This window comes from Janthinobacterium sp. TB1-E2, from assembly GCF_036885605.1.
GTDB classification, from domain to species: Bacteria; Pseudomonadota; Gammaproteobacteria; order Burkholderiales; family Burkholderiaceae_D; genus Janthinobacterium; species Janthinobacterium aestuarii.
Map to the genome: position 1 here is coordinate 5,330,370 of NZ_CP142523.1, position 24,004 is coordinate 5,354,373.

Here is a 24,004-nt window from a genome sequence, read left to right on the forward strand (position 1 = left end):
AAGGATGAATACTGCATTGCACCAAATCCATCATGAAAATTGAACCGGTCGCTGCCCCGAAGACGACGATCCAGGTCATCGAACGCATGGTCGCCCTGCTCGATGCCCTGGCCAAATATTCCGACCCGGTCAGCCTGAAGGAATTGTCCAAAGTATCGGGCCTGCACCCCTCGACGGCGCACCGCATCCTCAACGACATGGTGCTGACGCGCTTTGTCGACCGCATCGAACCGGGCACGTACCGGCTGGGCATGCGCCTGTTGGAACTGGGCAATGTGGTGAAAAGCCGCCTCAGCGTGCGCGAAGCGGCGCTGGACTTCATGCGCCAGTTGCACAAGAAAACCCAGCAAACGATCAACCTGTCCGTGCGCCAGGGCGACGAGATCGTCTACATCGACCGTGCCTTTTCCGAACGCTCGGGCATGCAGGTGGTGCGCGCCATCGGCGGCCGCGGCCCGCTGCACCTGACCTCGACCGGCAAGCTGTTCCTCTCCGTGGACGAGCCGAAAGCCATCCGCGCGTACGCCACGCGCACGGGCCTGGCCGGACACAACAAGAATTCCATCACGGATCTGCAAAAGCTTGAGCGCGAACTGAGCCTGGTGCGCGAGCGCGGCTATGCGCGCGACAATGAAGAGCTGGAACTGGGCGTGCGCTGCATGGCCGCCGGCATCCGCGACGATACAGGCAAGCTGATCGCCGGCCTGTCGATCTCGGCGCCAGCCGACCGCCTGCAGGATGAGTGGCTGGTGGACCTGGTGGAAACGGCGAACCAGATTTCAGTGACTTTGGGTTTTATACCCCAAGACTAAAGAAACAGAGCAGCAACGCTGCCCTGTTTCTTTTAGCCGCCAGGCAAGCTCATGTTGGCAGGCTTGAGGGCTTCCAGCCACTTGCGCATGCGCCCCGCATCGGCCGTGCGCGACTGTTTTCCCTTGGAATCGAGGAAGACCATGATCACGGCCCGTCCTTCGATGACAGCCTGCATCATCAGGCAACGTCCCGCCTCATTGATAAAGCCCGTCTTTTGCAAGCCGATTTCCCAGCCGGGATTCGCCACCAGGTGATTCGTATTGCCAAACTGCATGGGCTGGCCGCTGGCTTCGACGATGGCTTTCGGGTCCGTCGAGTACTCGCGCAACAGCGGATGGCGGAAGGCGGCCATGGCCAGCTTGCCCAGGTCGCGCGCGCTGGCCACGTTCATCTTTGACAAGCCACTGGAATCGACGTAATGCGTATCCATCATGCCCAGCTGCCGCGCCTTGCTGTTCATCGCGTCGACAAACGCCGACAAACCGCCCGGATAATTGCGGCCCAGCGCCGAGGCGGCACGGTTTTCCGAGCTCATCAAGGCGATGTGCAGCATATTCGCCCGCGTCAATTGCGAACCCACTTTCAGGCGCGAGCTGCTGAACTTGGCCCGGTCGACGTCCTCGTCCGTGATCGTCAGCAGTTCCTCCATGTCCTGGTGCGCTTCGACCACCACCAGGCCCGTCATCATCTTGGTGATGGAGGCGATGGGCAAGGCCACATTCGAATTCTTTTCAAACAGCACTTCCGAATTGGCCTGGTCCAGCACCAGCGCCACGCTCGACTTGAGGTCGAGCGGATCGCGCGTGAGGTTCAGGCCGGCCAGGTCGCCCATGGTCGGCATCGGTGCGGCCATGGGCACGGCCACGCTGCTGATTTTTTGATAGATGACCTTGCGTTTGCCGCGCACCATGACGACCCGGCGCACGCTCTTTTCGCGCGGCGCGGCCGTCGCGCTCTTGCGCAGCACGACTTTGACTTTCTTGGTGTTCTGTTTCTTGGAGGCTGAGGATTTGCCGTTCGCTTCCTTGGCGTGCACGGCCGCAGCCGGCGCCAGTGCAAACAGCAGGGAAGCCAGGATACCCAGCGCAAGTTTAAACTTAGCCATTCGATAATTCCCCGTGAAGCTGTTGCCTTATTGCAGTGTAGCGAAATGCAGAGTATTCGCAAGCCTATTTAACAGTTAGGACAGTATTTATTGCAGTACTGAAATACAAATCGTTAGCGATCAGCAAACAAGCTCATCCTTGACGGCTATTTGCTGGTGCACATCGCCGGGATGTCTATTTGTCCATGAATTTAACAAAACCGGCCAGCGGCTCGCGTTCCGTGCTCAAGCGGTTCTCGACCTTGTCCGGGTCGGCATAGCCGAGGGCCATGCCGCACACCACCATTTCGCTGGCTGGCACGCCCAGCTCGTCACGGATGATGTCATGGTAGTGGATGAAGGCCGCTTGCGGGCACGTGTCGAGTCCCCGCGCGCGCGCCGCCAGCATGATATTTTGCAAGAACATGCCGTAGTCGAGCCAGGAACCCTGCTCCAGCACCCGTTCGATGGTAAAGATCAGCCCGACGGGTGCATCGAAAAACTGGAAATTGCGTCCATGCTGAGCCGCCATGCCGGCCGTGTCGCTCCGCTCCAGGCCCAGCAGCTGGTACAGGTCCAGGCCGATCTTGCGGCGGCGCTCGATGAACGGCGCCGTCCACTGGCGCGGGTAATAGATATACGACGCCGTGCGCGCGGGCGCATCGGGCGCCTTCGGTGCGGCATAGACGTCGAGGATGCGGCGCGACAGCCGCGCGCGCGCCTCGCCCGACAGCACATACACTTTCCACGGCTGCATGTTGGCGCCCGAAGGCGCGCGCGCCGCCACTTCCAGGATGCGCGCGATATCGTCCTGCGCCACCGGCATGGGCAAAAAGGCGCGGATCGAACGGCGCGACAGGATGACGGCGTCGACGGCTTGCTGCGCCGCCTGTGTTTCAGATGCTTGCTTGTTCACTGCCCTGCTCTCCCGCTATCTCTACTTCTTGACGACAAACACCACGCCGACCACGGCCACCAGCATGCCGGCGATGCCCAGCATATTGAACGCTTCGCCGAACATCAGCCAGGCCATCACGGCCGTCGTGGGCGGCGTCAGGTACAGCAAGCCCGTCACTTTCGTCGCGTCGCTACGGCGGATCAGGGCGAACAGCAGAAAGATGGCGCCGATGGACAGCACGAGTACCGACCACAGCAAGGCGCCGATGAAATTCGCCGTCCATTGCACATTGCTGAAATGCAGGTCCAGCCCTTCGTAGTACAGGGCGAATGGCAAGACCACGACGATGGAGGCGGCAAACTGCACCACCGTGCCCGTGCGCAAGTCGAATTGCGGGCAGTGGCGTTTTTGGTACATGGTGCCGGCCGTCATCGACAGCAGCGCGAACACGCACAGCAGCACGCTTTCCACGGTCAGGCCCACGAGATTGATCTTCGCATACACGACGAGGGCCACGCCCAGCAAGCCAAAGAACAGGCCCAGCCACTGGCGCGGGCGCACGGATTCGCCGATCAGCGGCGCGGCGCAGGCCGTCAGCACGGGCTGCATGCCCACGATCAGCGCGGACAGGCCGGCCGGCATGCCAAGCTTGATCGCGCACCAGACGCCGGCCAGGTACCCGGCCTGCATCAAGATGCCGGCGACGGCGATCTGACGGAACTGTCCCACGGGCCATGGCGCGCGCAACAGCAGCACGAGCGGCAACAGGATCACCAGCACGCCCAGGAAGCGCAGCAGCAAAAAGGTCAGCGGAGGCGCGTACGGCAGGCCGAACTTGGCCACGATAAAGCCTGTGCTCCATAACAACACGAAGAAGCCAGGCAAGGCCATCGGCGTCAGAGTGGTCAGAAGAGAGGCTTTGCCGCTGGCGCCAGCCGCGGCGGGAAGATTGGACATGGTATCAACTCGGGAAACAGGATCGGCACCAGATGCTGCGCCAGTGCGGGAGGCAAAGTCTAGCATGCTGCGCCGCAATCGTCCCCGTAGCCGCTGGAAACGGTAGTTTAGGCATAAACCATTGACACCCAGAAATCAAATATTTCTCTTTAGAAACAATGACTTTTGATCCAAATCTATTCAATTGTTGCATCGCACAAGAAACGCTTGACTTCGTTTTTTTTCACCGTAGAATAGGGTTTGTTGCGTTGCACAATTCTTGTTCAGCTTGAAAAATTTAGATTCACCTGCTTTCCCAAACGGTACACGCAGCATCAAATTAACCAGATTTCGATTTTTTGGAGATTTATATGTTTTCAATTCCTGAGCAATTTTCGTCCGCTACCAAAGCCAACCTGGAAGCCCAATTCGCCCTGTTCTCGTCGCTGACGGGCAAAGCCTTCGAAGGCATCGAAAAGATCGTCGAACTGAACCTGACCGCTGCCAAAGCGACCCTGGAAGAATCGACCGCCGCCGCCAAGCAATTGCTGTCGGCAAAAGATCCACAAGAATTCTTCTCGCTGAGCGCTGCTCAAGCCCAGCCTAGCGCCGAAAAAGCCATCGCTTACGGTCGTCACCTGGCTGCCATCACGTCGGGCACCCAAGCCGAGTTCAGCAAAGCTGCTGAATCGCAAATCGCTGAAACCAACCGCAAAGTCCTGTCCCTGGTGGAAGAAGTCACCAAGAACGCGCCAGCCGGTTCGGAAAACGCCGTCGCCATCCTGAAAAGCGCCATCGGCAACGCCAATGCAGGCTACGAGCAATTCTCGAAAACCAGCAAGCAAGCCGTCGAAGCCATCGAAGCGAACTTGACCTCGGCCGTGAACCAGTTCACGCAAGCTGCTGAAAAAGTCGTGCCACGCGCTGCCGCCAAGTAATTCTTGCGCGACCGCTCCGGCGGTCCGCTAGTACAAGCTCCTCCAGGCATCCATCCCGTACTTCCCCGACGGATGCCATTATGCCCCAGCCCAGCTGGGGCATTTTTTATGCACGGTTACTCTCCCAGATACGCCGCCTTCACGCGCGGATCGTCGAGCATGGCAGCCGCATTGCCGCCCATGGTGACGAGGCCGGAATCCATCACATAGCCGCGGTGTGCCGCTTGCAGGGCCAAACGGGCATTCTGTTCGACCAGCAAGATCGTGATGCCTTCGGACGACACCTTGCGGATCACCTCGAAAATTTTCTCGACCATGATGGGCGACAGGCCCATCGACGGCTCGTCGAGCAGCAGCAGTTTCGGATGACTCATCAGTGCCCGCGCCATGGCCAGCATCTGCTGCTCGCCACCGGACAGGGTGCCGGCCATCTGCGCCGCCCGTTCCTTGAGGCGTGGAAAGACGTCGAACCAGCGGGCGATATCGTCCTCGACACCGGCCTTGTCCGTGCGCGTGTAGGCGCCCATCATGAGGTTTTCCCGGATCGACATGCGGGTAAATACGCCCCGCCCTTCCGGCACCATGGCCAGTTTCCTTTCCACCAAGTGGAACGATTTCGTGCCCTTGAGCGACTCACCCAGGTAGCTGATCGTGCCTTCGACCTTGCAGGCCGGCAAAGTGCCCGTGATGGCTTTCAAGGTCGTCGTCTTGCCGGCGCCGTTCGCACCGATCAGGGCGATCAGCTCGCCCTGGTTGACTTCCAGGTCGATACCCTTGACGGCCTTGATGCCGCCGTAGGCCACGTGCAGGCCCGATACCTTCAATACATTCTTGTTCAAGCCAGCGTTACTCATGCGTGCGACCCTCCCAGATAAGCCTCGATGACGGCCGGGTTTTGTTGTATTTCGGCCGGCAAGCCTTCCGCGATGCGCTTGCCATACTCGAGCACGGTGATGCGGTCGCACAGTCCCATCATCAGTTTCACGTCGTGCTCGATCAACAGCACGGTCTTGCCTTCGGCCTTGATTTTCACCAGCAACTCGCGCAGGGCCAGCTTTTCCGTCGCATTCATGCCCGCCGCCGGCTCGTCGAGCGCCAGCAGTTGCGGGTCCGTGGCCAGCGCGCGGGCGATTTCCAGGCGCCGCTGGTCGCCATACGACAAGAAGCGCGCCGTGCGGCTGGCGAACTGGGCGATGCCGACGAAGTCGAGCAACTCCATGGCCCGCTTGCGGATGGACGCCTCTTCCTCGCGCGCCGCCTTGTGGCGGAAGATGGCGCCGAACACGCCCTGATGCGAGCGCACATGGCGCCCCACCATGACGTTTTCCAGCGCCGTCATGTCGCCAAACAAACGGATGTTCTGGAAGGTGCGCGCAATGCCCGCCTTGGCCACCTTGTGCGGCGCGGATGGCGAATATGGTTTGCCGGCCAGCTCGAAAGTGCCCGTGTCGGGCTGGTAGAGGCCTGTGATCACGTTGAAAAACGTCGTCTTGCCGGCGCCGTTCGGGCCGATCAAGCCATAGATTTGCCCTTGCCGGATGGTGATGCCCACGTCGGTGAGCGCCTGCAAGCCGCCAAAACGTTTATTCACGCCGGCAATATTGAGAATGATCTGTTCGCTCATGCTATCCCTCCCTTAAGCGGACACGACGCCGGTGGATTTGTTCGGCTGGTCGACGTCGTGGTCGGGCCGGTCTTCGTGCTTCGGCGATGGCCACAGGCCGGCAGGACGGTTGAGCATGATCAACACCATGGCCAGGCCATACAGCAACTGGCGCAGCACTTCCGCCTCGATCACCACGTGGCCGAACAGCGCCTGCTGGGCCGGTTCCACCACGTGGCGCAGCACTTCCGGTATCGAGGCGAGGATCACGCCGCCGAGGATCACGCCGGGGATATGGCCGATGCCGCCCAGCACCACCATGGCCAGCACGGCGATCGATTCCGTCAGGGAAAACGATTCCGGCGAGACAAAACCCTGGAAGGAGGCAAACATGGCGCCCGCCACGCCGCCGAACGAGGCACCCATGGAAAAGGCCAGCAATTTCACGTTGCGCGTATTGATGCCCATGGCCTTGGCGGCGATCTCGTCTTCGCGGATGGCGACCCAGGCGCGGCCCAGGCGCGAATGCTGGAGCCGCTTGGTGACGAACACGACGGCGATGCACAGGAAGAGGAACAAAAAGTAATAGGCGTTCACGGACGGCATGGAAAAACCGGCCACCGTCACGGTGCTGTTGGTGCCCGCCTCGCCCGCCAGGTTGACGCCAAAGATGCGGATCGGGTCGATCAGATTGATGCCTTGCGGCCCGTTCGTGAAATTGATCGGGTCGTTCAAGTTATTCATGAAGATGCGGATGATCTCGCCAAAGCCCAGGGTCACGATGGCCAGGTAGTCGCCGCGCAGCTTCAAGGTGGGCGCGCCCAGCAGGGCGCCGAACAGGCCAGCCACCGCTGCGGCCAAGGGCACGATGATCCAGATCGACAAATGGATGCCGTTTTCGCGGATTTCCGGCCCCATCAGCTGCACCAGGGCTTCGCCCAGCACCGGATATTGATTCACCACCGATTCGAGCAGGATGGCGAACTGGGGCGACGCCAGCAGGGCCGTCAGGTAGGCGCCCACGGCGTAGAAGGCGATGTAGCCGAGGTCGAGCAGGCCGGCAAAGCCGACGACGATGTTCAAGCCCAGGGCCAGCATGATGTACAGCAAGGCCATGTCGATGATGCGTACCCACGAGTTGCCGAACTGGGCGGCAAAAAACGGGAACACCATCAGCAGCGCGGCCAGGCCCAGCATGCCGGCGTAGGCCTTGGCGGGATTCTTTTTTGCGTCGAAATCGAGTAGTGCCATGATTTAATCTCCCAGTTTCACATCAGGCACGGTCGGCCACGCGTTCGCCCATGATGCCGGACGGGCGCAGGGTCAGCACGATGATCAGCACGACGAAGGCAAAGATATCCTGGTAGTGGCTGCCCAGGAAGCCGCCCGTGATGTCGCCGATATAGCCGGCGCCCAGGCTCTCGATAATGCCCAGCAAGATACCACCCAGCATGGCGCCGTAGATATTACCGATGCCGCCCAGCACCGCCGCGCAAAACGCTTTCAGGCCGGGGATGGCGCCCATGGAAAATTGAATGGAGGCATAGTTGGCGCCCCACATCACGCCGGCCACGGCCGCCAGCGCGGCGCCGATGGCAAAGGTGGCCACGATGACCTTGTCGGAATCGACGCCCATCAGCCCTGCCACGCGGGGGTTTTCCGCCGTGGCGCGCATGGCGCGGCCCATGCGGGTTTTTTCCACCAGCAACACCAGTCCGCCCATCGACAGCGCGGCCAGGGCCAGCAGCAACACTTGCGTTTGCGAAATCACGGCGCCGCCTATGTTGATGGGGTCGGTCGACAGCAATTGCGGGAAGGGCAAGGGATTGCGCGTCCAGATCATCATGGCGAAGGTTTGCAGCAGGATGGAGACGCCGATGGCGGTAATCAGGGGGGCGAGGCGGGGGGCGTTGCGCAGGCGGCGGTAGGCGACCCGCTCAATGATGATGTTCACCAGAATACAGATGGGAATGGCGCCGAGGATGGCGGTGGCCAGCTTCAGATAGCCGGGCCAGTCGGGCACATAGATGCCCAGCAGCTTGAGAATGGTCAAGCCCACCATGGCGCCGATCATGAGCACGTCGCCGTGGGCGAAGTTGATCAGGTTCAGCACGCCGTACACCATGGTGTAACCGAGGGCGACTAAGGCATACATGCTGCCCAACACCAAGCCGTTAATGATCTGCTGGATGAATGTATCCATGATTGCCCTATCAAATATGCATTTTTCGGGAACAACTTCCGCCAGAACATGCCGCTGATACAAAAACGGCACCGGAGGAAGAATTCCTGCAGTGCCATCCCTGGACCGTTCTCACCAGCATGGTGCACGCACTGAAAACGGGCGTGACCTTGCTTAGTCATAACGACAACATATTCAAGCTTGAGGCAATCATAACGATCTTTTGCAAAAACTAAGCTTGGAATAAATCAATCATTTCCGAATTAAATTCGGTTTTGAGGTAACTATTTCATCGATACTCAGCAGCCGTACAGCCTCAGGCGACGTCGCGCTTGATGCCGTCGAGGCCTTTCGGCATCGGGAACGTGACGGCTTCCTGCACGCCGTCAAGCGGGCGCACGCTCTTCACGCCGCACTCTTTCAAGCGGTCGATGACGGCCTGCACCAGCACCTCGGGCGCCGAGGCGCCAGCCGTGACACCCACGCGCAGCTTGCCTTCCAGCCACGCCGGGTCGATCTGCGAGGCATTGTCGACCATGTAGGCAGGCGTGCCCATCTTGTCTGCCACTTCGCGCAGGCGGTTCGAATTCGAGCTGTTCGGGCTGCCCACGACGATCACCACTTCCACCAGCGGCGCCATGAATTTCACGGCTTCCTGGCGGTTCGTGGTGGCGTAGCAGATGTCGCCTTTTTTCGGCTCGGCGATATTCGGATATTTCGCTTTCAAAGCCGCAATAATGTCGCTGGTGTCGTCAACTGACAACGTTGTTTGCGAAACATAGGCCAGGCTCTCCGGATTGGCGACCTGCAATTTCGCCACATCGTCGAGCGTTTCCACCAGATGCATGCCCATATCGGCCTGGCCCATCGTGCCCTCGACCTCGGGATGGCCATCGTGGCCGATCATGATGATCTCGCGGCCTTCGCGGCGCATCTTGCCCACTTCCATGTGCACCTTGGTGACCAGCGGGCAAGTCGCATCAAAAATGCTCAGGCCGCGCGATTCCGCCTCGGCCCGCACGGCTTTCGACACGCCATGGGCGGAAAACACGAGCGTATTGCCGGCAGGCACGTCATCGAGGTCGTCGATGAAAATGGCGCCCTTGTTGCGCAAATCGGCCACCACATAGGCGTTGTGGACGATTTCATGGCGCACATAGATCGGTGCGCCAAATTGCTGCAAGGCGCGTTCGACGATTTCAATCGCCCGGTCGACGCCAGCGCAAAAACCGCGGGGCTGGGCCAGTAACAGTTCTTTATCCATCGCTACTCCTTACAGGACCGAAATGAGCTTGACTTCAAAACGCAGCGGCTGGCCGGCCAGCGGATGGTTGAAGTCGAACAGGGCCGAATCGTCACGCATTTCGCGCAGCACGCCGGCAAAGCGGCCGCCGCCCGGCGCGGCGAAGTCGACCAGGTCGCCGATCTTGTAGTCGGCGCCCGGCACGGAGTTTTCGTCCAGGGTCGCGCGCGAGACGGACTGCACCAGCTCCGGATTGCGCTCGCCAAAGCCTTCGCCCGCAGCCAGCTCGAACGTCTGGTGCGTGCCTTCAGGCAAGCCCAGCAGACGCTGCTCGAGGAATGGCGCCAGTTGGCCCTGTCCCAGCATCAAGGTCGCGGGATTGCCGCTGAAGGTCGTGACAATGTCAGTACCGTCAACAGTAGCAAGACGATAATGCAGGGTGAGGTAAGCCGCTTCGGTGACGACTGCTGGTTGCTCGTTGGACATAGTAGTTTTCAAGTAACTGGTGCAAAACGATATTGTAAGCCACCCTGAGCCAGCGCGCCCCATGCCATCTCGGCGCGGCCATGCTTTTGTCAAAAAACATGACCGCGCGCCCTGTCACTTATCCGACGTTGACGTACGTCAACCCGCCAGGCGTGCTCGCGTGATTGCCGAAGCCCGAGCTGTCTTCCAGGTTGCCGTCCAGCTTCCAGCGCCCCACAGGCCGGTTCACGATGCCGTACTGGCCATAGTCATACACTTCCTTGGGCGTCAGCACGCGGTCGTACAGGATGACGTCCGACAACTGCCAGGCGGGCGTGCCCTGCTCCAGCGCATGCACGGGGTGGCCGATCACAAGGGGGGTGCCGGCGGCCTGCACGAATGGATTTGTCATCTTGTTGCTCTGGTACATCAGGAAATCATCGACGTACAGGCTGATGCTCCCGTCATGCTTGACAGTATAGGTGCAGCGAAACCAGCGGTTGGCAATATCCACCTGCAGGCCGTGGCCATGGCTATTGACGCCCGTACCAACACTGTTCCACATGGACAGGAACGTCTTGATATCCTGCTTGAACAGCGCCCATCCTTTCTTGTCCGCCTGATGCGCGACAAAAGCCTGCGCCTGACCAACGGTCGAGGAGAAAGCCTGCTGCCGGATACAATACGACAGTGAAAAATCCGCACTCTCGTAGCGCACGGACGAAGGCACGGTGAGCATCAGACCAGGCTGAAATTGCAAGGTCTTCGTCACGCCGAAGCAGGGCTTGGGCGGCGCCGGACGCATGGCATCTTCGCCGCGCAAGGCGTCCCAGACAGCCTTGCGTCCGTTGCTGTAGGCCGGCGTCTCGACCAGGTTCAGTCCGTCGTCCTCCATGGGTTTTCCCCCATTCCAGTCCCAATAGCATGCCAATTGCACGCCCGTACGGCGTATGGCGCTCAGCAACGCATGCAAGTTGTCTTGCCGTTCGGTATCTTGCAACGCCAGCTCCTGTTTTTTCGACAGGCAAAAGCTGCCAAGGTAATACGGCTTGCCCAAGGTATGTGCGGCACGCTGCATCACTTGCAGGTAAGAGAGCGAAGACGAGACGAAGTCGGCCGGCAAATCCGCGCTGTCACCCAGGGCGCTGCTCACATATTCATTACCCGGGAACAGGTTTTCACAAAGACAGTCGACCGGGTCCGGATTCACGAATGGCAGGGTTTCCGCAATATATTGCTGCAAGGAACCTTGACGAGGCGAAGTATGGGCAATGCCGGCATTACCGGAAGAAATCATGCGCGCCAGACCATCGTTGGCGCGCAGCAATTGCGCCGTCTCCTGGATGATTTCCCGCGTAGCGGTCAAGCTGATCCCGGTCACGCCCATCAGTTCCTGTGCGGCCATCCAGGCGGCGATGCCGGCGTGGTTGCTGTAGTGCTGCGCAAAAGCCTGCGCAAAGGCACGCATGTAGCGGCGCGTTTTCGACTGTGGATTGACCAGTGCGACCCGCGCAGCCGCGGCCTGCTCGTCTTTTGTAGCGCCCGCAGCGCCCGCCTCCCCCACCAACTGCGGCACGGCGTAGGGATTCCAGAATGGGCAGGCGATGATGCCGATGCCATTGGCCAGCGCGCAATCGAGCAGCGCCGTTATGGCAAGCCAGTACGAATCTTTGATATTCACATCGGTTAGCGTGTTGTCGCTTGCGAACTTTGGCTCACCAACAACTTCGCCCCAGTTCCAATAGCCATCCTTGCCCTTGAAAGGCGCCAGCATCACCTGAAGGTACTTGAAGCCGTTGGCGGCAAGATACGGAAAATCGGTGCTGTAATCGGGATACTTCGGGTCCGGAGCGAGCGGTGCGGTAACGCTCCAGTTACGGTGTTCCAGATACGCATGCGCATTGAGGCCGATGCCGCTGACCTTGCCCGTATTGACGCCGGCGGCGTTGAACTCTTGCATGACTCCATTGATAACTTTGATGTACGGCATGACGACTCCTGTAAAACAAGTGGAAGACATTGAGTTCAGGGCCCTGACTCCCCGTCGCTGCAACTTGCATGGAATGCAACGACAGGCAAATGATAGCGCCTGAAAATACCCGCTCCGGGCATCTTGGCTTTTGTTTTTTTAGCACGACCTGACATAAAGACGAGCTAGCGCAGCATGGCCGCCCGGGGAAGGCGCGACAATCATCGGCAGGCGCCACGACCAGCTGGGCGCACCGGGGAGGCAACATGGGCATCAAGGATTGGCCAGCCGGCGAACGGCCGCGCGAACGCCTGATCGAGGATGGCGCACAATCGCTGTCGGACGCTGAATTGCTGGCCGTCTTCCTGCGCACTGGCGTGCGCGGCAAGAGCGCCGTGGAGCTGGCGCGCGATACGGTCGAGCACTTCGGCTCCTTGCGGGGCCTGTTTGGCGCCAGCCTCGTGAGTTTTTCCGCCGTGCACGGCATGGGCAGCGCCAAGTTCGCCCAGCTGCAAGCGGTGCTGGAACTGGCGCGGCGCGCCATCATCGAAGACTTGCAGGCGGGCCAGGCCCTCAATTCGCCGCACGCGGTCAAAGACTATTTACGCCTGACTCTGGGCAACCTGGCGCATGAAGCGTTTCACGTGTTGTTTTTGGACGTCAAGAACCGGCTGATCACGATCCAGGAAATGTTTCGCGGCACCCTCACCCACACCAGCGTGTATCCGCGCGAAGTGGTCAAGCAGGCGCTGCTGCACAACGCGGCCACCGTCATGCTGGCGCACAACCACCCGTCCGGCACACCGGAGCCCAGCGAATCGGATCTGCTGCTCACGCGCGCGCTGGTGCAAGCCTTGTCGCTGGTGGATGTGCGCATCCTCGACCATTTCATCGTGGCCGGGCGGCAAGTGCATTCGTTTGCGGAACATGGGCAAATCTAGGCCAGAGCCCGCTCCACCGCAGTTAACCATGTGTAAACAAGGACATACGTGACAAGGGCAGCAGGCTTGTCTAACAGTAAACAGCGCTGTTTACCAGTGCTTTTCCCTATGAGGAAGGGTAAAAGTCAAATTGTTAAATTATTTCAATACAACATGACACAATTGTTTTTCGCAAGTCATTGATAAATCTGCTTATTTTGGATATACTCTCGTTTTTCCAATTTGGAATATCTTTAAGGAGTGCGCCATGGCACGTGTTTGCCAAGTCACTGGGAAGAAGCCGATGGTCGGCAACAATGTTTCCCATGCAAACAACAAAACCAAACGTCGTTTTTTGCCTAACTTGCAGAATCGTCGTATTTTTGTTGAATCTGAAAACCGCTGGGTCTCCCTGCGTTTGTCCAACGCCGGTCTGCGCGTCATCGATAAAGTCGGCATCGACGCCGTATTGGTCGATATGCGCGCTCGTGGCGAAAAAGTCTAATTAGCAGAATAAGGGAGCTATCATGGCAAAATCAGGCCGCGACAAAATCAAGTTAGAATCGACCGCCGGTACGGGTCACTTCTACACGACCACCAAAAACAAGCGTACGACGCCTGCGAAAATGGAGATCATGAAATTCGATCCTAAAGCACGCAAGCACGTCACGTACAAAGAAACCAAAATCAAGTAATTGATATTGTGTTCTGTAAAAAGAGCCGCTCCGATGAGCGGTTTTTTTTCGCCCTGATTTTCGGCCGACTCTCTTCACCTTTGTCGCGACGAAAAAAAAGCCCTGGAAACCAGGGCTTTTATTTGCTGCTGCAGCTTACTTATGCATAGCTGCGCAGGCGCAAGGAAAAGTCTTGCAGCGACTTGATGCCCGACGCTTCGGCGCGCGTGCACCAGTCTTGCAGCTTTTGCAGCAATTGCTCGCGCGTAAAGTGCGAACGCTCCCAGATGGCGCCCAGCTCCACGCGCATGTGGTGCATGGTTTCCAGCGCCTTGCTGTGCTGGAACAGTTCCGACAACTGTTCGTGATGCGCATCGGCCAGTTTGCCCGGTTCGCGCTGCATCAGCTTGCGTGACGATTTCAGGAAGCGCTTTTCCAGCTCGGCCTTGTGCTTCAGGTGTTCCAGTTCTTCTTTCCAGGCATGCTTGATCGATTTCGCATACTTGGCCATCACGTCATAGCGGTTGGCGATGACGGACTGCAAGGTCTCGAAGTCCGCTTCCAGCTTGCCGTGCGAGAACTTCGGTTCCGGCGCCAGTTTTTTCACCTTGGCCAGGCCCAGCATTTCCAGCGCGCGGATATATGCCCAGCCGATATCGATTTCATACCATTTCGACGACAGCTTGGCCGACGTCGCATACGTATGGTGGTTGTTGTGCAACTCTTCGCCGCCGATCAAGATGCCGAAGGGAATGATATTGGTGGCCGCGTCGGCGCAGTCGTAGTTGCGGTAGCCCCAGTAGTGGCCGATGCCGTTGATGATGCCTGCCGCCGTGATCGGGATCCACATCATTTGCACGGCCCACACGGAAATGCCGATCACGCCGAACAGGGCGAAGTTCACGAAGAACAGGATGACCACGCCCAGCCAGCTGTATTTGGTGTACAGATTGCGCTCGATCCAGTCCGTCGGCGTGCCGTGGCCGTACTTGGCCATGGTTTCCATGTTCTTCGATTCAGCGCGGTACAGCTCGGCGCCTTCCCAGAACACTTTCTTGATGCCGCGCGTCACGGGGCTGTGCGGATCTTCTTCCGTATCACACTTGGCATGGTGCTTGCGGTGGATGGCGGCCCACTCCTTGGTGACCTGGCCCGTCGTCAGCCACAGCCAGAAACGGAAGAAATGGCTGGGCAGCGCATGCAATTCCAGCGCCCGGTGGGCCTGGTGGCGGTGCAGGTAAATCGTGACGCTGGCGATCGTGATGTGGGTGACCACCATGGTGTACAGGAAAACTTGCCATGCGGACAGATCGGTAATGCCAGTTGCCATGAACTGCAAAACGTCGTGTAAAACGGAACTCAATGTCATTACTACTACTCCAAGTGGACAGGGCGTGCGCACGGTCGCTCCAGTGACTCTGGAGGTCCGGCAGAGTTAATTTTAGGCGTGATTGTACGCCCTAATGGGTGCTATCAGGCAAAATCGGAGGCAGGCAGCGAGGTTAAGGCTGGGTGCCGGATGGCGCGGACTCACCGTCTGCCGCGCTGGCGAGCGGGGCAGGAGGCGTACCAACAATACGCAATTCGCGTTGCGGAAACGGTACAGTGACCTTATGTTCCTGCAAGGTGCGCCAGATGGCGCGGTTCACATTCGACTTCACGCCGCCCGTGCCGTTTTCCGGATCCGCGATCCAGAAGCCGATCTGCACATCGAGGCCGTCGGCGCCGAAACGCACGAGGGTAGCCGATGGCGGATTGCTTTGCGACACACGCGGCACCTTGGCGGTCGCCTCTTCCAGCAAGGGGAAGATGACGTCCAGGTCCGTTTCGTAACCCACCGACACGGCCGTCGACAGCCAGACCATGCGGTTGCTCAGCGACATGTTCTGCACGCCGCCGGAAATCAGCATTTCATTGGGCACGATGGATTCAACCCCATCGCCACCCAATAACACAGTATAGCGCGTATTGATCTGCGTGACCTTGCCCGTAAATTGACCGACCGTGATCATGTCGCCGATGGTAAGGCTGCGGTCGAGCAGGATGATGAAACCGGAGACGAAGTTCGCGGCGATCTTTTGCAAGCCAAAGCCCAGCGCCACGCCGAAGGCGCCGCCAAACACGGACAGCACCGTCAGGTCGATGCCCACCAGCGACAGGCTGACCAGCACGGAAACAAGGATCAGCACGGCGCGGCCCATGCGCGACAGCACCACGCGCAAGGAGGTGTGCAGGCCCTGCATTTTCATCAGGCGCTCGTCGAGCGAAGTGCCGGCCCACATGGCCAGCACCAGCAGCACGGCCACGGAAATAGCGGCTTGCAAGATAGCAGCCACGGACACCTTGTTGCGTCCCAGCGGCACGACGATGCTTTCCAGGAAAGTATGCAGCTCCGGCCACAGGCCCGTGATGTACAGGGCCATGCCGGCCCATACAACGATCGTGAAGATCTTTTCCAGCAGCAACATGGTGGGGCTGATATCGCCATGGCGGGCAAAAATGCGGCGCAGCACGTAAAAACCGAAGCGCACCAGCGCCATCGACGTGCACAGGGGGATGGCGATGCTGAGCAGATTCACCGACTGGAACTTGGCCAGGAAATGCTGCGCAATGCCCAGCAGCATGGCCGCCAGCACGGGCGTCAGGATGCGGATAAAGCTATCGGTGCGCTGCAGGGTTTCCGGCGTGGCCGGCGTGGCGGCCGCCTCGGCCCGCTGGTGCAGGAACACGCGCAACTGCCGCACCAGCAGCCAGCTCAGGGCCAGGCAGGCAACGATGACCAGCGCCTGCCACAGGATGGCCGGTTGACGGAAATCGTCGACAAAGTCAGTGATCAGGTTGAGCAGCGGGGTTTCATTCATGGCGGATGGAATCTGGAAGGTGGTGCGGGAAAACAAACGGGCGGGGTGCCCACAGCCTGCGCCAGACTGGCTGGCGCAAGTGCATGGCCACCGCTGCGATGCTGCAGCGATGGCCCGTGACAAACTTATTCAGCTTGCTCAGCGTCAACGTCGTCGGCCGGTTTTTCATCGGCGTAGACTTTTTTCGGCATGACCTTGCGCTCGAACACGGCGGCGAAGAAACCGTCGGTCTGGTGCAAGTGCGGTAACAATTTCAGGTAGTCGCCCATTTCCAGCTCGATCTTCTGTTCGGCCAGCACCTTGTTCATCGGCACCAGGGTGAAGTCCGGATGGGCCGCCAGGAATTGCTCAGCGATAAAATCGTTTTCTTCATTCAGGAAGCTGCAGGTGGCGTACACCAGACGGCCGCCGCCCTTGACGAGGCGCGCCGCGCCGGCCAGGATGGCTGCCTGCTTGGCTTGCAGCTCGACGATCGAGTTCGGCTGCTGGCGCCATTTCACGTCCGGATTGCGGCGCAGGGTGCCCAGGCCGCTACATGGGGCATCGACCAGCACGCGGTCGATCTTACCGGCCAGGCGCTTGATCTTGGCATCGCGCTCATGCGCGATCTGCACCGGATGCACGTTCGACAGGCCGCTGCGGGCCATGCGCGGCTTCAGCTTGGCCAGGCGTTTTTCCGACACGTCGAATGCGTACAAACGGCCCGTGTTGCGCATCAGCGCGCCCAATGCGAGCGTCTTGCCGCCCGCGCCGGCACAGAAATCGACGACCATCTCGCCGCGCTTGGCGCCGACGATTTGCGACAGGATCTGGCTGCCTTCATCCTGCACTTCGATGGCGCCGCTCTGGAACAATGGCAGGTTTTGCAACGATGGCTTCTTGATCACGCGTAAACCCAGCGGCGCGAACGGCGTCGGCGTGCTGAGGATCGGCGCTTCGGCCAGGGCCAGCATCACGTCGTCACGCGTGGCCTTGAGCGAGTTCACGCGCAAGTCCAGCGGCGCCGGCGCGTTCAGCGCATCGGCCAGCTTCATGGTTTCCGCTTCGCCGAACTGGGCGATCAGCTTGTCGAACAGCCAGGTCGGCATGTTGGCACGCATGTTCGACGGCATCAGGCTGCGGTCGATCTGCGTGATGCGTTCCAGCCACTCCACTTCTTCTTCCGTCAGGCCGCCCAAGGAGTCCGCACCGACGGCTTCGGCCAGGCCAAGGATGGTCAAGCGGCGCATGGTCGGGCCACTGCCCGCTTCGGCGAAGTCCGTGAAGAACGATTTGTTGCGCAGCACGGCATAAATGCCTTCGGCGATGGCGCCGCGTTCGCGCGAACCGAGGCGCGGATGGTCGCGGAAATAGCGCGACAGGGTGGTGTCGGCCGGGGCCGTGAAACGTAAAATTTCGCGCAATACTTCTTCAGCATTGGCAAGTATCGCTGGTGGCAATCTCATTGTTATTCTTTCTGTAATATTTTATTGAGGGTCCACGCGGACCTGGCCATGCTCGACTGACAGTTTATCGTCAATGAACAGGCGGATGGCGCGCGGGTAAAGCAGATGTTCCTGTACCAGCACGCGCGCCGATAAGCTCTCTTCTGTGTCGCCTGGCAAGACGGGGACTTTCGCGCTTGCCACGGCCGGGCCATGATCGAGCTCGGCAGTCACGAAATGCACGGTCGCGCCGTGTTCCGTTACACGAGCCTCGAGCGCTTGGCGGTGTGTCGCCATGCCCGGGAACAGCGGCAGCAGCGACGGGTGGATATTGAGCATGCGCCCCGCGTAATGCTCGACGAAGGGCGGCGTCAGGATGCGCATGAAACCGGCCAGCACGACCAGGTCGGGGGCAAAACCGTCGATCACGGCTTGCAGCGCCGCATCGAACTGTTCGCGGCTGGCATAATCCTTGTTGGCAACGACTGCGGTCGCTATCCCATGTTCCGCGGCAAAAACCAATCCCTGGGCATCGGCCCGGTTACTGATGACGGCGGCAATACGGGCTGACCATTGCTCGGCTTGCGCCGCGCGTACGACCGCTTCCATGTTGCTGCCGCGTCCGGAAATGAGGATAACGATATTTTTCATAGCGCGCATTGTACCCGCTATGGCGATGCGAACCAAGAAAGGCCGGCGATATTGTTGCGCCGCAACATGATCACACAACAAGCGCTTTCGCCGGACAATGCTGCCTGCCAAGCCGGAAAAAGGCTGATTTTACGCTATCACAACGTGAGTAAGTGTTTACTCGAACGAATAGAAGACGCGGAACGGGACTTTTTTCTCGGCCCAGTAGTCGGCCGCGTCGCGGAACACGTCGAGCAGGATCTCGCGCGCTTCCTTGTCGAATTTTTGCGTATTTGGCAATTGCTCGAGCACCACCAGGAAGCCCGTCTGCGTGCCCGCCTTGAACATGGTGTCCGTCAGGCACAGGCGCAGGGCATCGAAATTCTTCGCCAGGTTTTTCGGAAACAGGAATGCTTCTGCAATAATGCCGATGACTTGTTGTTTGGTCTGTCCAGCGTTGCAATGCGCATATAAAAAGTGCTGCCCGAGACGGATCGCCTCGTCTTGTAATTCGGTCACGCGAAAGGCACGGATGGACTGGACAAGGTTGGGCGGCACGGTTAGTAACAAACTCATTTTTCCCTCAAATCGACCTGTTATGTATGGATCTCTTCTAGCTGCTCTTCTTATTGCATCCCCGCACGCGGGTCAATGCGCACGCGGTGATTCGATCTGTATCAACTTTTATGCGATTCAGTGCGATTTTATATAAGCCATACGCGTATTAGGGTAACGTGTTGTCCTGCATGAATCAACCCGAATATGATGTCAAACGCAAGATTTGTTACAAACCGCTGGTTTCAAGTCATTTCAACATCTTGTATCGATTGAAAGTGCATGTTACAGACTGTGGGGCAAGGGACTTGGGCTGTTACATTTTGTTGCCAGCCGAAACACTTGTCCCGGTCTGGCGGGATTACTATAGTCCCAAGTTGTAAAAAATACCCTGAAAGATTCTCTAGATAACGAGGTTACAAATGAACTTGCAAGCCAAATTGATGATGTCAGCCCTTTGTATCGGTGCATTGCCACTCGCCCAGGCCGCCGACTTTGAAGATTTCGGCAAGGTCGTGCGCGTCGTGCCGCAAGTGGAACAGATCAACCGTCCACGCCAGGAATGCCGTACAGAATACGTGCAAGTCCAGGCGCCGCCGCAACAGCGCAGCGCTGGCGGCTCCATCGTCGGCGGTATCGCTGGCGCCCTGCTCGGTAGCCAGGTCGGTGGCGGCAATGGCCGTACGGCCGCGGCAGCCGCTGGCGCGATTGCCGGCGCCGTCGTCGGCGACCGTGTCGACAACCAGAACAATTACCAGGGCGGCGTGCAGGAACAAGCCGTCAAGCAATGCCGCCAGGTCGACCACTGGGAATCGCGCAACAATGGCTACCAGGTCACCTACGACTACCGCGGCCGCAACTACACGAGCATCATGTCCTACGATCCGGGCGAGCGCATCCGTCTGCGTGTATCGATCGAGCCCGCACAACAGTAAGAGTAGCAACCGGCCCATACCATGCCAGCCCTAGCGGCTGGCATTTTTTATGGCGCTCCGGCACGGGCTATAATGCGGCACACTTTCAGGCCGCCTTATGCTTATCAAACGAAAATCCATCGAACAAGTCGAATCCTCGCGCCCCGCGCGCAAGCCCCGCTACGCCCCTGTCACCCTGTCGGAAATGGATGGCGTGCGCTATCTGCATTTCGGCACGGAATGGGTGCAGGGCGCCATGCGCATCCGCAAGCCGGACTGGCCGGAACTCGAATACGCGCAGCAGATGATGGCGTGGATGCTGTGGATCGAGCAGCCGCAGCGTATCGCCCAGCTGGGTCTGGGCACGGCCGCGCTGACCAAGTTCTGCTACCGCCAGTTCCCGCAGGCGCAAGTCGAGGCCATCGAACTGAATCCGTCCGTCATCACCATCTGCGAATCGATGTTCAAGCTGCCGCCCAACGACGAGCGCCTGCACGTGCGCGAGATGGATGCGCTCGACTACGTCAACGACGACGCCAATCACGGCACCCTGGACGCCCTGCAGGTGGACTTGTATGACGCCACGGCGCGCGGTCCCGTGCTCGACAGCGCCGATTTCTATACCGCCTGCTGCGCCTGCCTGGCGCCGCACGGCATCATGACGGTCAACCTGTTTGGCGACCATCCCAGCTACGCGAAAAACATCAAGGCGATGAAGTTTGCGTTTGAACAGGTGATCTGCCTGCCGGAAGTCCATGATGGGAACGTGGTGGCGATCGCGTTCAAGACGAAAGTGGCGCTCGATGCCGAAGCGCAAGCCGCCCTGCTCGAGCGCGCCAAGCAGATCGTCGCCGAGACCAAGCTGCCCGCCAAATCCTGGGTCAAGGGCATCGTCAGCACCCTGTAACCGCCGGCCTGTCCAGGCAAGGCCGGCAGCCTGGAAAGGCGCCGGCCATGCCCGCTTCCCCTCCCCCCTCTTCCACCTCGCCCGACACGCCGCTGGAACTGCCGCAACTGCTGGCCTGGCTGCAGGAAGACGGCTTGCTCGATGCGGTGCAGGCGGCCGCCATCGGCACCCAGGCCTCCCTGCTGCCGGCGCCGGCCTTGCATCCTCTGTGCAGCATCGCCCACGGCGCACTCACGCTCGACACCCTGTGCGCGTGGCTGGCGCAACGCTCGACCCTGCCGTATGTGCGCATCGATCCCCTGCACATCGATTTCAGCCAGGTGGCCGACGTCATGACGGCCGGCTATGCGGCCCGTTTCAACATCCTGCCCGTGGAAAGCACGCCCGAGCGCATCGTCATCGCCACGGCCCAGCCGTATGCGCTCGCCTGGCAGGCGCAGCTGGGGAATCTTGCGCCACGCAAGCTGAGCCTGGTCATCGCCAACCCGCTGCACATCGCCGACGCCATCGCGCAATTTTTCAGCCTGGCCAGTTCCGTCAAGGTAGCCAGGCAAGCGTCCACGCAAGACCTGGCGCTGCGCCACAATTTCGAACAACTGGTGGAACTGGGGCGCAACAAGACCAGCCTCGACGCCAACGACCAGCACGTCGTACGCATCGTCGACTGGCTGTGGCAATACGCGTTTGCCCAGCGCGCTTCCGACATCCATCTGGAACCGAAGCGCGACGCGGGCCTCGTGCGCCTGCGCATCGACGGCCGCCTGCACCAGGCCTATCAATTGCCGCCCGTCGTACTGCTGGCCATGACGGCGCGCATCAAGTTACTCGGACGCATGGACGTGGTGGAAAAGCGCCGCCCGCAAGATGGCCGCATCAAGACGCGCAATGCGCAGGGCCAGGAAGTCGAACTGCGGCTGTCGACCTTGCCCACGGCCTTCGGCGAAAAGCTCGTCATGCGCATCTTCGACCCGGAAGTGGCCGTCAAGAGCCTGTTTGACCTGGGCTTTCCGCCGGCGGATGCCGAACGCTGGCGCCAGCTGACGGCGCGCACGCACGGCATCGTGCTGGTAACGGGCCCTACCGGTTCGGGCAAGACCTGCACGCTGTACAGCACCTTGAAGGCGCTGGCCAGCAGCGAAGTCAATGTGTGCACGGTGGAAGACCCCATCGAAATGGTCGAACCGGCCTTCAACCAGATGCAGGTGCAAACCCAGGCCGGCATCGAACTGTCGTTTGCCGATGGCGTGCGGGCACTGATGCGGCAAGATCCCGACATCATCATGGTGGGAGAAATCCGTGACCTGGCCACGGCCGAGATGGCCATCCAGGCAGCGCTGACGGGCCACCTGGTACTGTCGACCCTGCACACCAACGACGCGCCCTCGGCCGTCATGCGCCTGCTGGAACTGGGCGTGCCCGCCTATCTGCTGGAAGCGTGCCTGATCGGCGTGCTGGCGCAGCGATTGCTGCGCTGCCTGTGCGCGGGCTGCAAACAGCTGGACGACGCCCCCGACGCCGCGACATGGCAACGCCTGACGGGCGGCCAGCTGGAGCGGCCGGCCGCCGGGTACCGCCCCGTCGGTTGCACCCTGTGCCGGCACAGCGGCTACCTGGGGCGTGCCGGCATTTATGAACTGCTGAGCGTGACGGAAACGTTCGGCCAGCTGGTCAAGGCCGGCGCCGACCTGCACGCGCTGCGCCGCCAGAGCATCCTCGACGGCATGACGCCGCTGCGCATCGCCGGCGCACGCAAAATCATCGATGGCACGACCAGCATCGACGAAGTGCTGAAACTCACGGCTGCCCTGCACTAGCCGACCAGCACTTTCTCACAGGAATGCTTTGCATTCTTTTTCAACTGATATATAATGCGGCCTCTTTCGGGTCGTTAGCTCAGCTGGTAGAGCAGCGGACTTTTAATCCGTTGGTCGCAGGTTCGAATCCCGCACGGCCTACCACGAATGCGCAGTACTAAAAAGCCCATCCTCACGGATGGGCTTTTTTCGTTTCCGGCCCTCGCGGTTATACTGGCTCATCGTCTTGCCAGCCCTGAAAGAAACGCATGAAACTTGCTGCCACCCTCCTCCTGGCCACCGCCTGCCTGTCCGCCCACGCGCAAACGCAAACACCGATCGTGCTCGACGGCCAGTACAGTGCGCGCACGGACGAGATGAGCTTGGAGATCATCGGCAAGCGCGTCTGCTTCGCGCCCGACAAGGCGCAGTGGGGCCGTTTGCCCCGGCCTGCCGCCACACACGATGCGTGGTTCTGTTTTTCCAACGATGGCGAGGCGCGCCGGCTGCTGCGCGTGCCCGCAGGCCAGGCCGACAATTGCGGCTGGCAGGCGCGTGCGCGCATCGTCATCGACAGCTATCAACCGTATGTGGAGCAAGGCGACGGCAACGACATGGCGCGCCTGGCATCGGTGGTCAAAGTGGCGCAGCCGAACGCCATCGCCTGCGAGTAATCAGTTCAGTTCGATCAGTCCAGTTCATACTCCTGCAGATAACGGGCAAACAATTCCCCATCGGATAGCGGACACGCAAACCCCGCGCCCCAGTCGGCCAGCAGCAATTGCTCTTTCAAGGGCAGCAGCAACAGCTCGGGCATGGCGTCGCTGCACCACAGGTCGCACACGATGCCCTTGTCGTCCAGGCCGGCAAACAGGGTCTCCGTGTTCTCGCCGCCAAAGGCCAGCACGTTCTTGCATTCCACGCGGTAAGTGCTGTAGCCCGTGTAGACGGCGTCATACGGCGGCAAGGCGTCCGCCAGCGCCAGCCGCAGCTGTTCCATCGTGAGGCCCAGCGCGCCCATCTGCGACGGCGGCGCCTCGGGCACGTACATCTGCGTCCAGCCGGCGCCGCTGCGGTGCGCGTCGGCAAACGCCTCTTCCTCGCCCATCTGCGTCAGACAGTGCTGCAAGTTATCGAGCGGCAGCAGTTCGATCATGCAAAAATCGTCTTCGTGGTAGTACGCTTCCCGCATGTT

25 protein-coding genes and 1 tRNA gene are annotated in these 24,004 nt (G+C 60.0%); 10 read left to right on the plus strand and 16 right to left on the minus strand.

Annotation, left to right across the window (positions count from 1 at the left end):
- Nucleotides 1–32 precede the first annotated feature (32 nt).
- Nucleotides 33–812, plus strand: coding sequence for an IclR family transcriptional regulator (locus OPV09_RS24005; protein ID WP_034747499.1), 780 nt, complete (start codon nt 33–35; stop codon nt 810–812).
- Between the two features lie 32 nt (nt 813–844).
- Here OPV09_RS24005 and OPV09_RS24010 read toward each other — a convergent pair whose 3' ends face one another.
- The 3 genes from OPV09_RS24010 to OPV09_RS24020 all read right to left on the minus strand — a co-directional run bounded on the left by OPV09_RS24010 (nt 845) and on the right by OPV09_RS24020 (nt 3,752).
- Entirely contained in the window at nt 845–1,918 is a 1,074-nt protein-coding gene (locus OPV09_RS24010) for a serine hydrolase (protein WP_338679547.1), read from the minus strand.
- Between the two features lie 175 nt (nt 1,919–2,093).
- Nucleotides 2,094–2,813, minus strand: coding sequence for a nitroreductase (locus tag OPV09_RS24015; RefSeq protein ID WP_338679548.1), 720 nt, complete (start codon nt 2,811–2,813; stop codon nt 2,094–2,096).
- A 21-nt stretch (nt 2,814–2,834) separates the two neighbouring features.
- The gene (locus tag OPV09_RS24020) at nt 2,835–3,752 is read right to left on the minus strand and encodes a DMT family transporter (protein WP_034747493.1); all 918 of its coding nucleotides are present in this window, start codon (nt 3,750–3,752) and stop codon (nt 2,835–2,837) included.
- Nucleotides 3,753–4,102: 350 nt separating this feature from the next.
- Here OPV09_RS24020 and OPV09_RS24025 point away from each other — a divergent pair, with 350 nt between their 5' ends.
- Nucleotides 4,103–4,669 (plus strand): phasin family protein, encoded by a 567-nt coding sequence (locus OPV09_RS24025; protein ID WP_034747490.1) that lies wholly within the window; start codon nt 4,103–4,105, stop codon nt 4,667–4,669.
- 116 nt (nt 4,670–4,785) lie between these two features.
- On the opposite strand, the gene OPV09_RS24030 is transcribed toward OPV09_RS24025, so the two are convergent.
- The 7 genes from OPV09_RS24030 to OPV09_RS24060 all read right to left on the minus strand — a co-directional run bounded on the left by OPV09_RS24030 (nt 4,786) and on the right by OPV09_RS24060 (nt 12,215).
- Nucleotides 4,786–5,508, minus strand: coding sequence for an ABC transporter ATP-binding protein (locus tag OPV09_RS24030; RefSeq protein WP_139248441.1), 723 nt, complete (start codon nt 5,506–5,508; stop codon nt 4,786–4,788).
- An 11-nt stretch (nt 5,509–5,519) separates the two neighbouring features.
- A complete protein-coding gene (locus OPV09_RS24035) occupies nt 5,520–6,293 on the minus strand; it encodes an ABC transporter ATP-binding protein (protein WP_034747484.1) in 774 nt (257 codons plus the stop codon).
- Nucleotides 6,294–6,305: 12 nt separating this feature from the next.
- Nucleotides 6,306–7,523, minus strand: coding sequence for an ABC transporter permease subunit (locus tag OPV09_RS24040; protein ID WP_338679549.1), 1,218 nt, complete (start codon nt 7,521–7,523; stop codon nt 6,306–6,308).
- A 22-nt stretch (nt 7,524–7,545) separates the two neighbouring features.
- On the minus strand, nt 7,546–8,475 hold the full coding sequence (locus tag OPV09_RS24045) for a branched-chain amino acid ABC transporter permease (RefSeq protein WP_034747477.1): 930 nt from the start codon (nt 8,473–8,475) through the stop codon (nt 7,546–7,548).
- Between the two features lie 295 nt (nt 8,476–8,770).
- Nucleotides 8,771–9,718: a 4-hydroxy-3-methylbut-2-enyl diphosphate reductase gene (gene ispH, locus OPV09_RS24050; protein WP_034747471.1), complete on the minus strand. Its 948-nt coding sequence runs from the start codon at nt 9,716–9,718 to the stop codon at nt 8,771–8,773.
- 9 nt (nt 9,719–9,727) lie between these two features.
- Nucleotides 9,728–10,183 (minus strand): FKBP-type peptidyl-prolyl cis-trans isomerase, encoded by a 456-nt coding sequence (locus OPV09_RS24055; RefSeq protein ID WP_034785165.1) that lies wholly within the window; start codon nt 10,181–10,183, stop codon nt 9,728–9,730.
- A gap of 118 nt (nt 10,184–10,301) precedes the next feature.
- Nucleotides 10,302–12,215 carry a LamG-like jellyroll fold domain-containing protein gene (locus OPV09_RS24060; RefSeq protein ID WP_338679550.1) on the minus strand — a complete coding sequence of 638 codons (1,914 nt, stop codon included), beginning with the start codon at nt 12,213–12,215 and terminating at the stop codon, nt 10,302–10,304.
- A gap of 182 nt (nt 12,216–12,397) precedes the next feature.
- On the opposite strand from OPV09_RS24060, the gene radC reads away from it, so the two are divergent.
- The 3 genes from radC (at nt 12,398) to rpmG (ending at nt 13,746) form a co-directional block, all read left to right on the plus strand.
- Entirely contained in the window at nt 12,398–13,072 is a 675-nt protein-coding gene (gene radC, locus OPV09_RS24065) for a RadC family protein (protein WP_338679551.1), read from the plus strand.
- Nucleotides 13,073–13,319: 247 nt separating this feature from the next.
- Nucleotides 13,320–13,556, plus strand: coding sequence for a 50S ribosomal protein L28 (rpmB, locus tag OPV09_RS24070; RefSeq protein WP_010400928.1), 237 nt, complete (start codon nt 13,320–13,322; stop codon nt 13,554–13,556).
- 22 nt (nt 13,557–13,578) lie between these two features.
- Nucleotides 13,579–13,746: a 50S ribosomal protein L33 gene (gene rpmG / locus OPV09_RS24075; RefSeq protein ID WP_010400929.1), complete on the plus strand. Its 168-nt coding sequence runs from the start codon at nt 13,579–13,581 to the stop codon at nt 13,744–13,746.
- A 139-nt stretch (nt 13,747–13,885) separates the two neighbouring features.
- On the opposite strand, the gene OPV09_RS24080 is transcribed toward rpmG, so the two are convergent.
- From OPV09_RS24080 to OPV09_RS24100, 5 genes are all read right to left on the minus strand, one after another.
- Nucleotides 13,886–15,055 carry a DesA family fatty acid desaturase gene (locus OPV09_RS24080; RefSeq protein ID WP_413774528.1) on the minus strand — a complete coding sequence of 390 codons (1,170 nt, stop codon included), beginning with the start codon at nt 15,053–15,055 and terminating at the stop codon, nt 13,886–13,888.
- Nucleotides 15,056–15,227: 172 nt separating this feature from the next.
- On the minus strand, nt 15,228–16,586 hold the full coding sequence (locus tag OPV09_RS24085) for a mechanosensitive ion channel family protein (RefSeq protein ID WP_219327667.1): 1,359 nt from the start codon (nt 16,584–16,586) through the stop codon (nt 15,228–15,230).
- A gap of 125 nt (nt 16,587–16,711) precedes the next feature.
- Complete coding sequence (locus OPV09_RS24090; protein ID WP_338679552.1) at nt 16,712–18,031, minus strand: RsmB/NOP family class I SAM-dependent RNA methyltransferase; 1,320 nt, start codon at nt 18,029–18,031, stop codon at nt 16,712–16,714.
- A gap of 21 nt (nt 18,032–18,052) precedes the next feature.
- Complete coding sequence (gene purN, locus OPV09_RS24095; protein WP_338679553.1) at nt 18,053–18,661, minus strand: phosphoribosylglycinamide formyltransferase; 609 nt, start codon at nt 18,659–18,661, stop codon at nt 18,053–18,055.
- Between the two features lie 156 nt (nt 18,662–18,817).
- Complete coding sequence (locus tag OPV09_RS24100; RefSeq protein WP_034747450.1) at nt 18,818–19,216, minus strand: barstar family protein; 399 nt, start codon at nt 19,214–19,216, stop codon at nt 18,818–18,820.
- Nucleotides 19,217–19,617: 401 nt separating this feature from the next.
- On the opposite strand from OPV09_RS24100, the gene OPV09_RS24105 reads away from it, so the two are divergent.
- From OPV09_RS24105 to OPV09_RS24125, 5 genes are all read left to right on the plus strand, one after another.
- Nucleotides 19,618–20,130 carry a glycine zipper 2TM domain-containing protein gene (locus tag OPV09_RS24105; protein WP_034747447.1) on the plus strand — a complete coding sequence of 171 codons (513 nt, stop codon included), beginning with the start codon at nt 19,618–19,620 and terminating at the stop codon, nt 20,128–20,130.
- Between the two features lie 97 nt (nt 20,131–20,227).
- Nucleotides 20,228–21,016 carry a spermidine synthase gene (locus OPV09_RS24110; RefSeq protein WP_034747444.1) on the plus strand — a complete coding sequence of 263 codons (789 nt, stop codon included), beginning with the start codon at nt 20,228–20,230 and terminating at the stop codon, nt 21,014–21,016.
- A gap of 47 nt (nt 21,017–21,063) precedes the next feature.
- Nucleotides 21,064–22,830: a GspE/PulE family protein gene (locus OPV09_RS24115; protein ID WP_338679554.1), complete on the plus strand. Its 1,767-nt coding sequence runs from the start codon at nt 21,064–21,066 to the stop codon at nt 22,828–22,830.
- Between the two features lie 68 nt (nt 22,831–22,898).
- Nucleotides 22,899–22,974: transfer RNA gene (locus OPV09_RS24120), tRNA-Lys, on the plus strand.
- Nucleotides 22,975–23,078: 104 nt separating this feature from the next.
- A complete protein-coding gene (locus OPV09_RS24125; RefSeq protein ID WP_070301429.1) occupies nt 23,079–23,483 on the plus strand; it encodes a hypothetical protein in 405 nt (134 codons plus the stop codon).
- 14 nt (nt 23,484–23,497) lie between these two features.
- Here OPV09_RS24125 and OPV09_RS24130 read toward each other — a convergent pair whose 3' ends face one another.
- Complete coding sequence (locus OPV09_RS24130; RefSeq protein ID WP_338679555.1) at nt 23,498–24,001, minus strand: hypothetical protein; 504 nt, start codon at nt 23,999–24,001, stop codon at nt 23,498–23,500.
- Nucleotides 24,002–24,004: the final 3 nt, after the last annotated feature.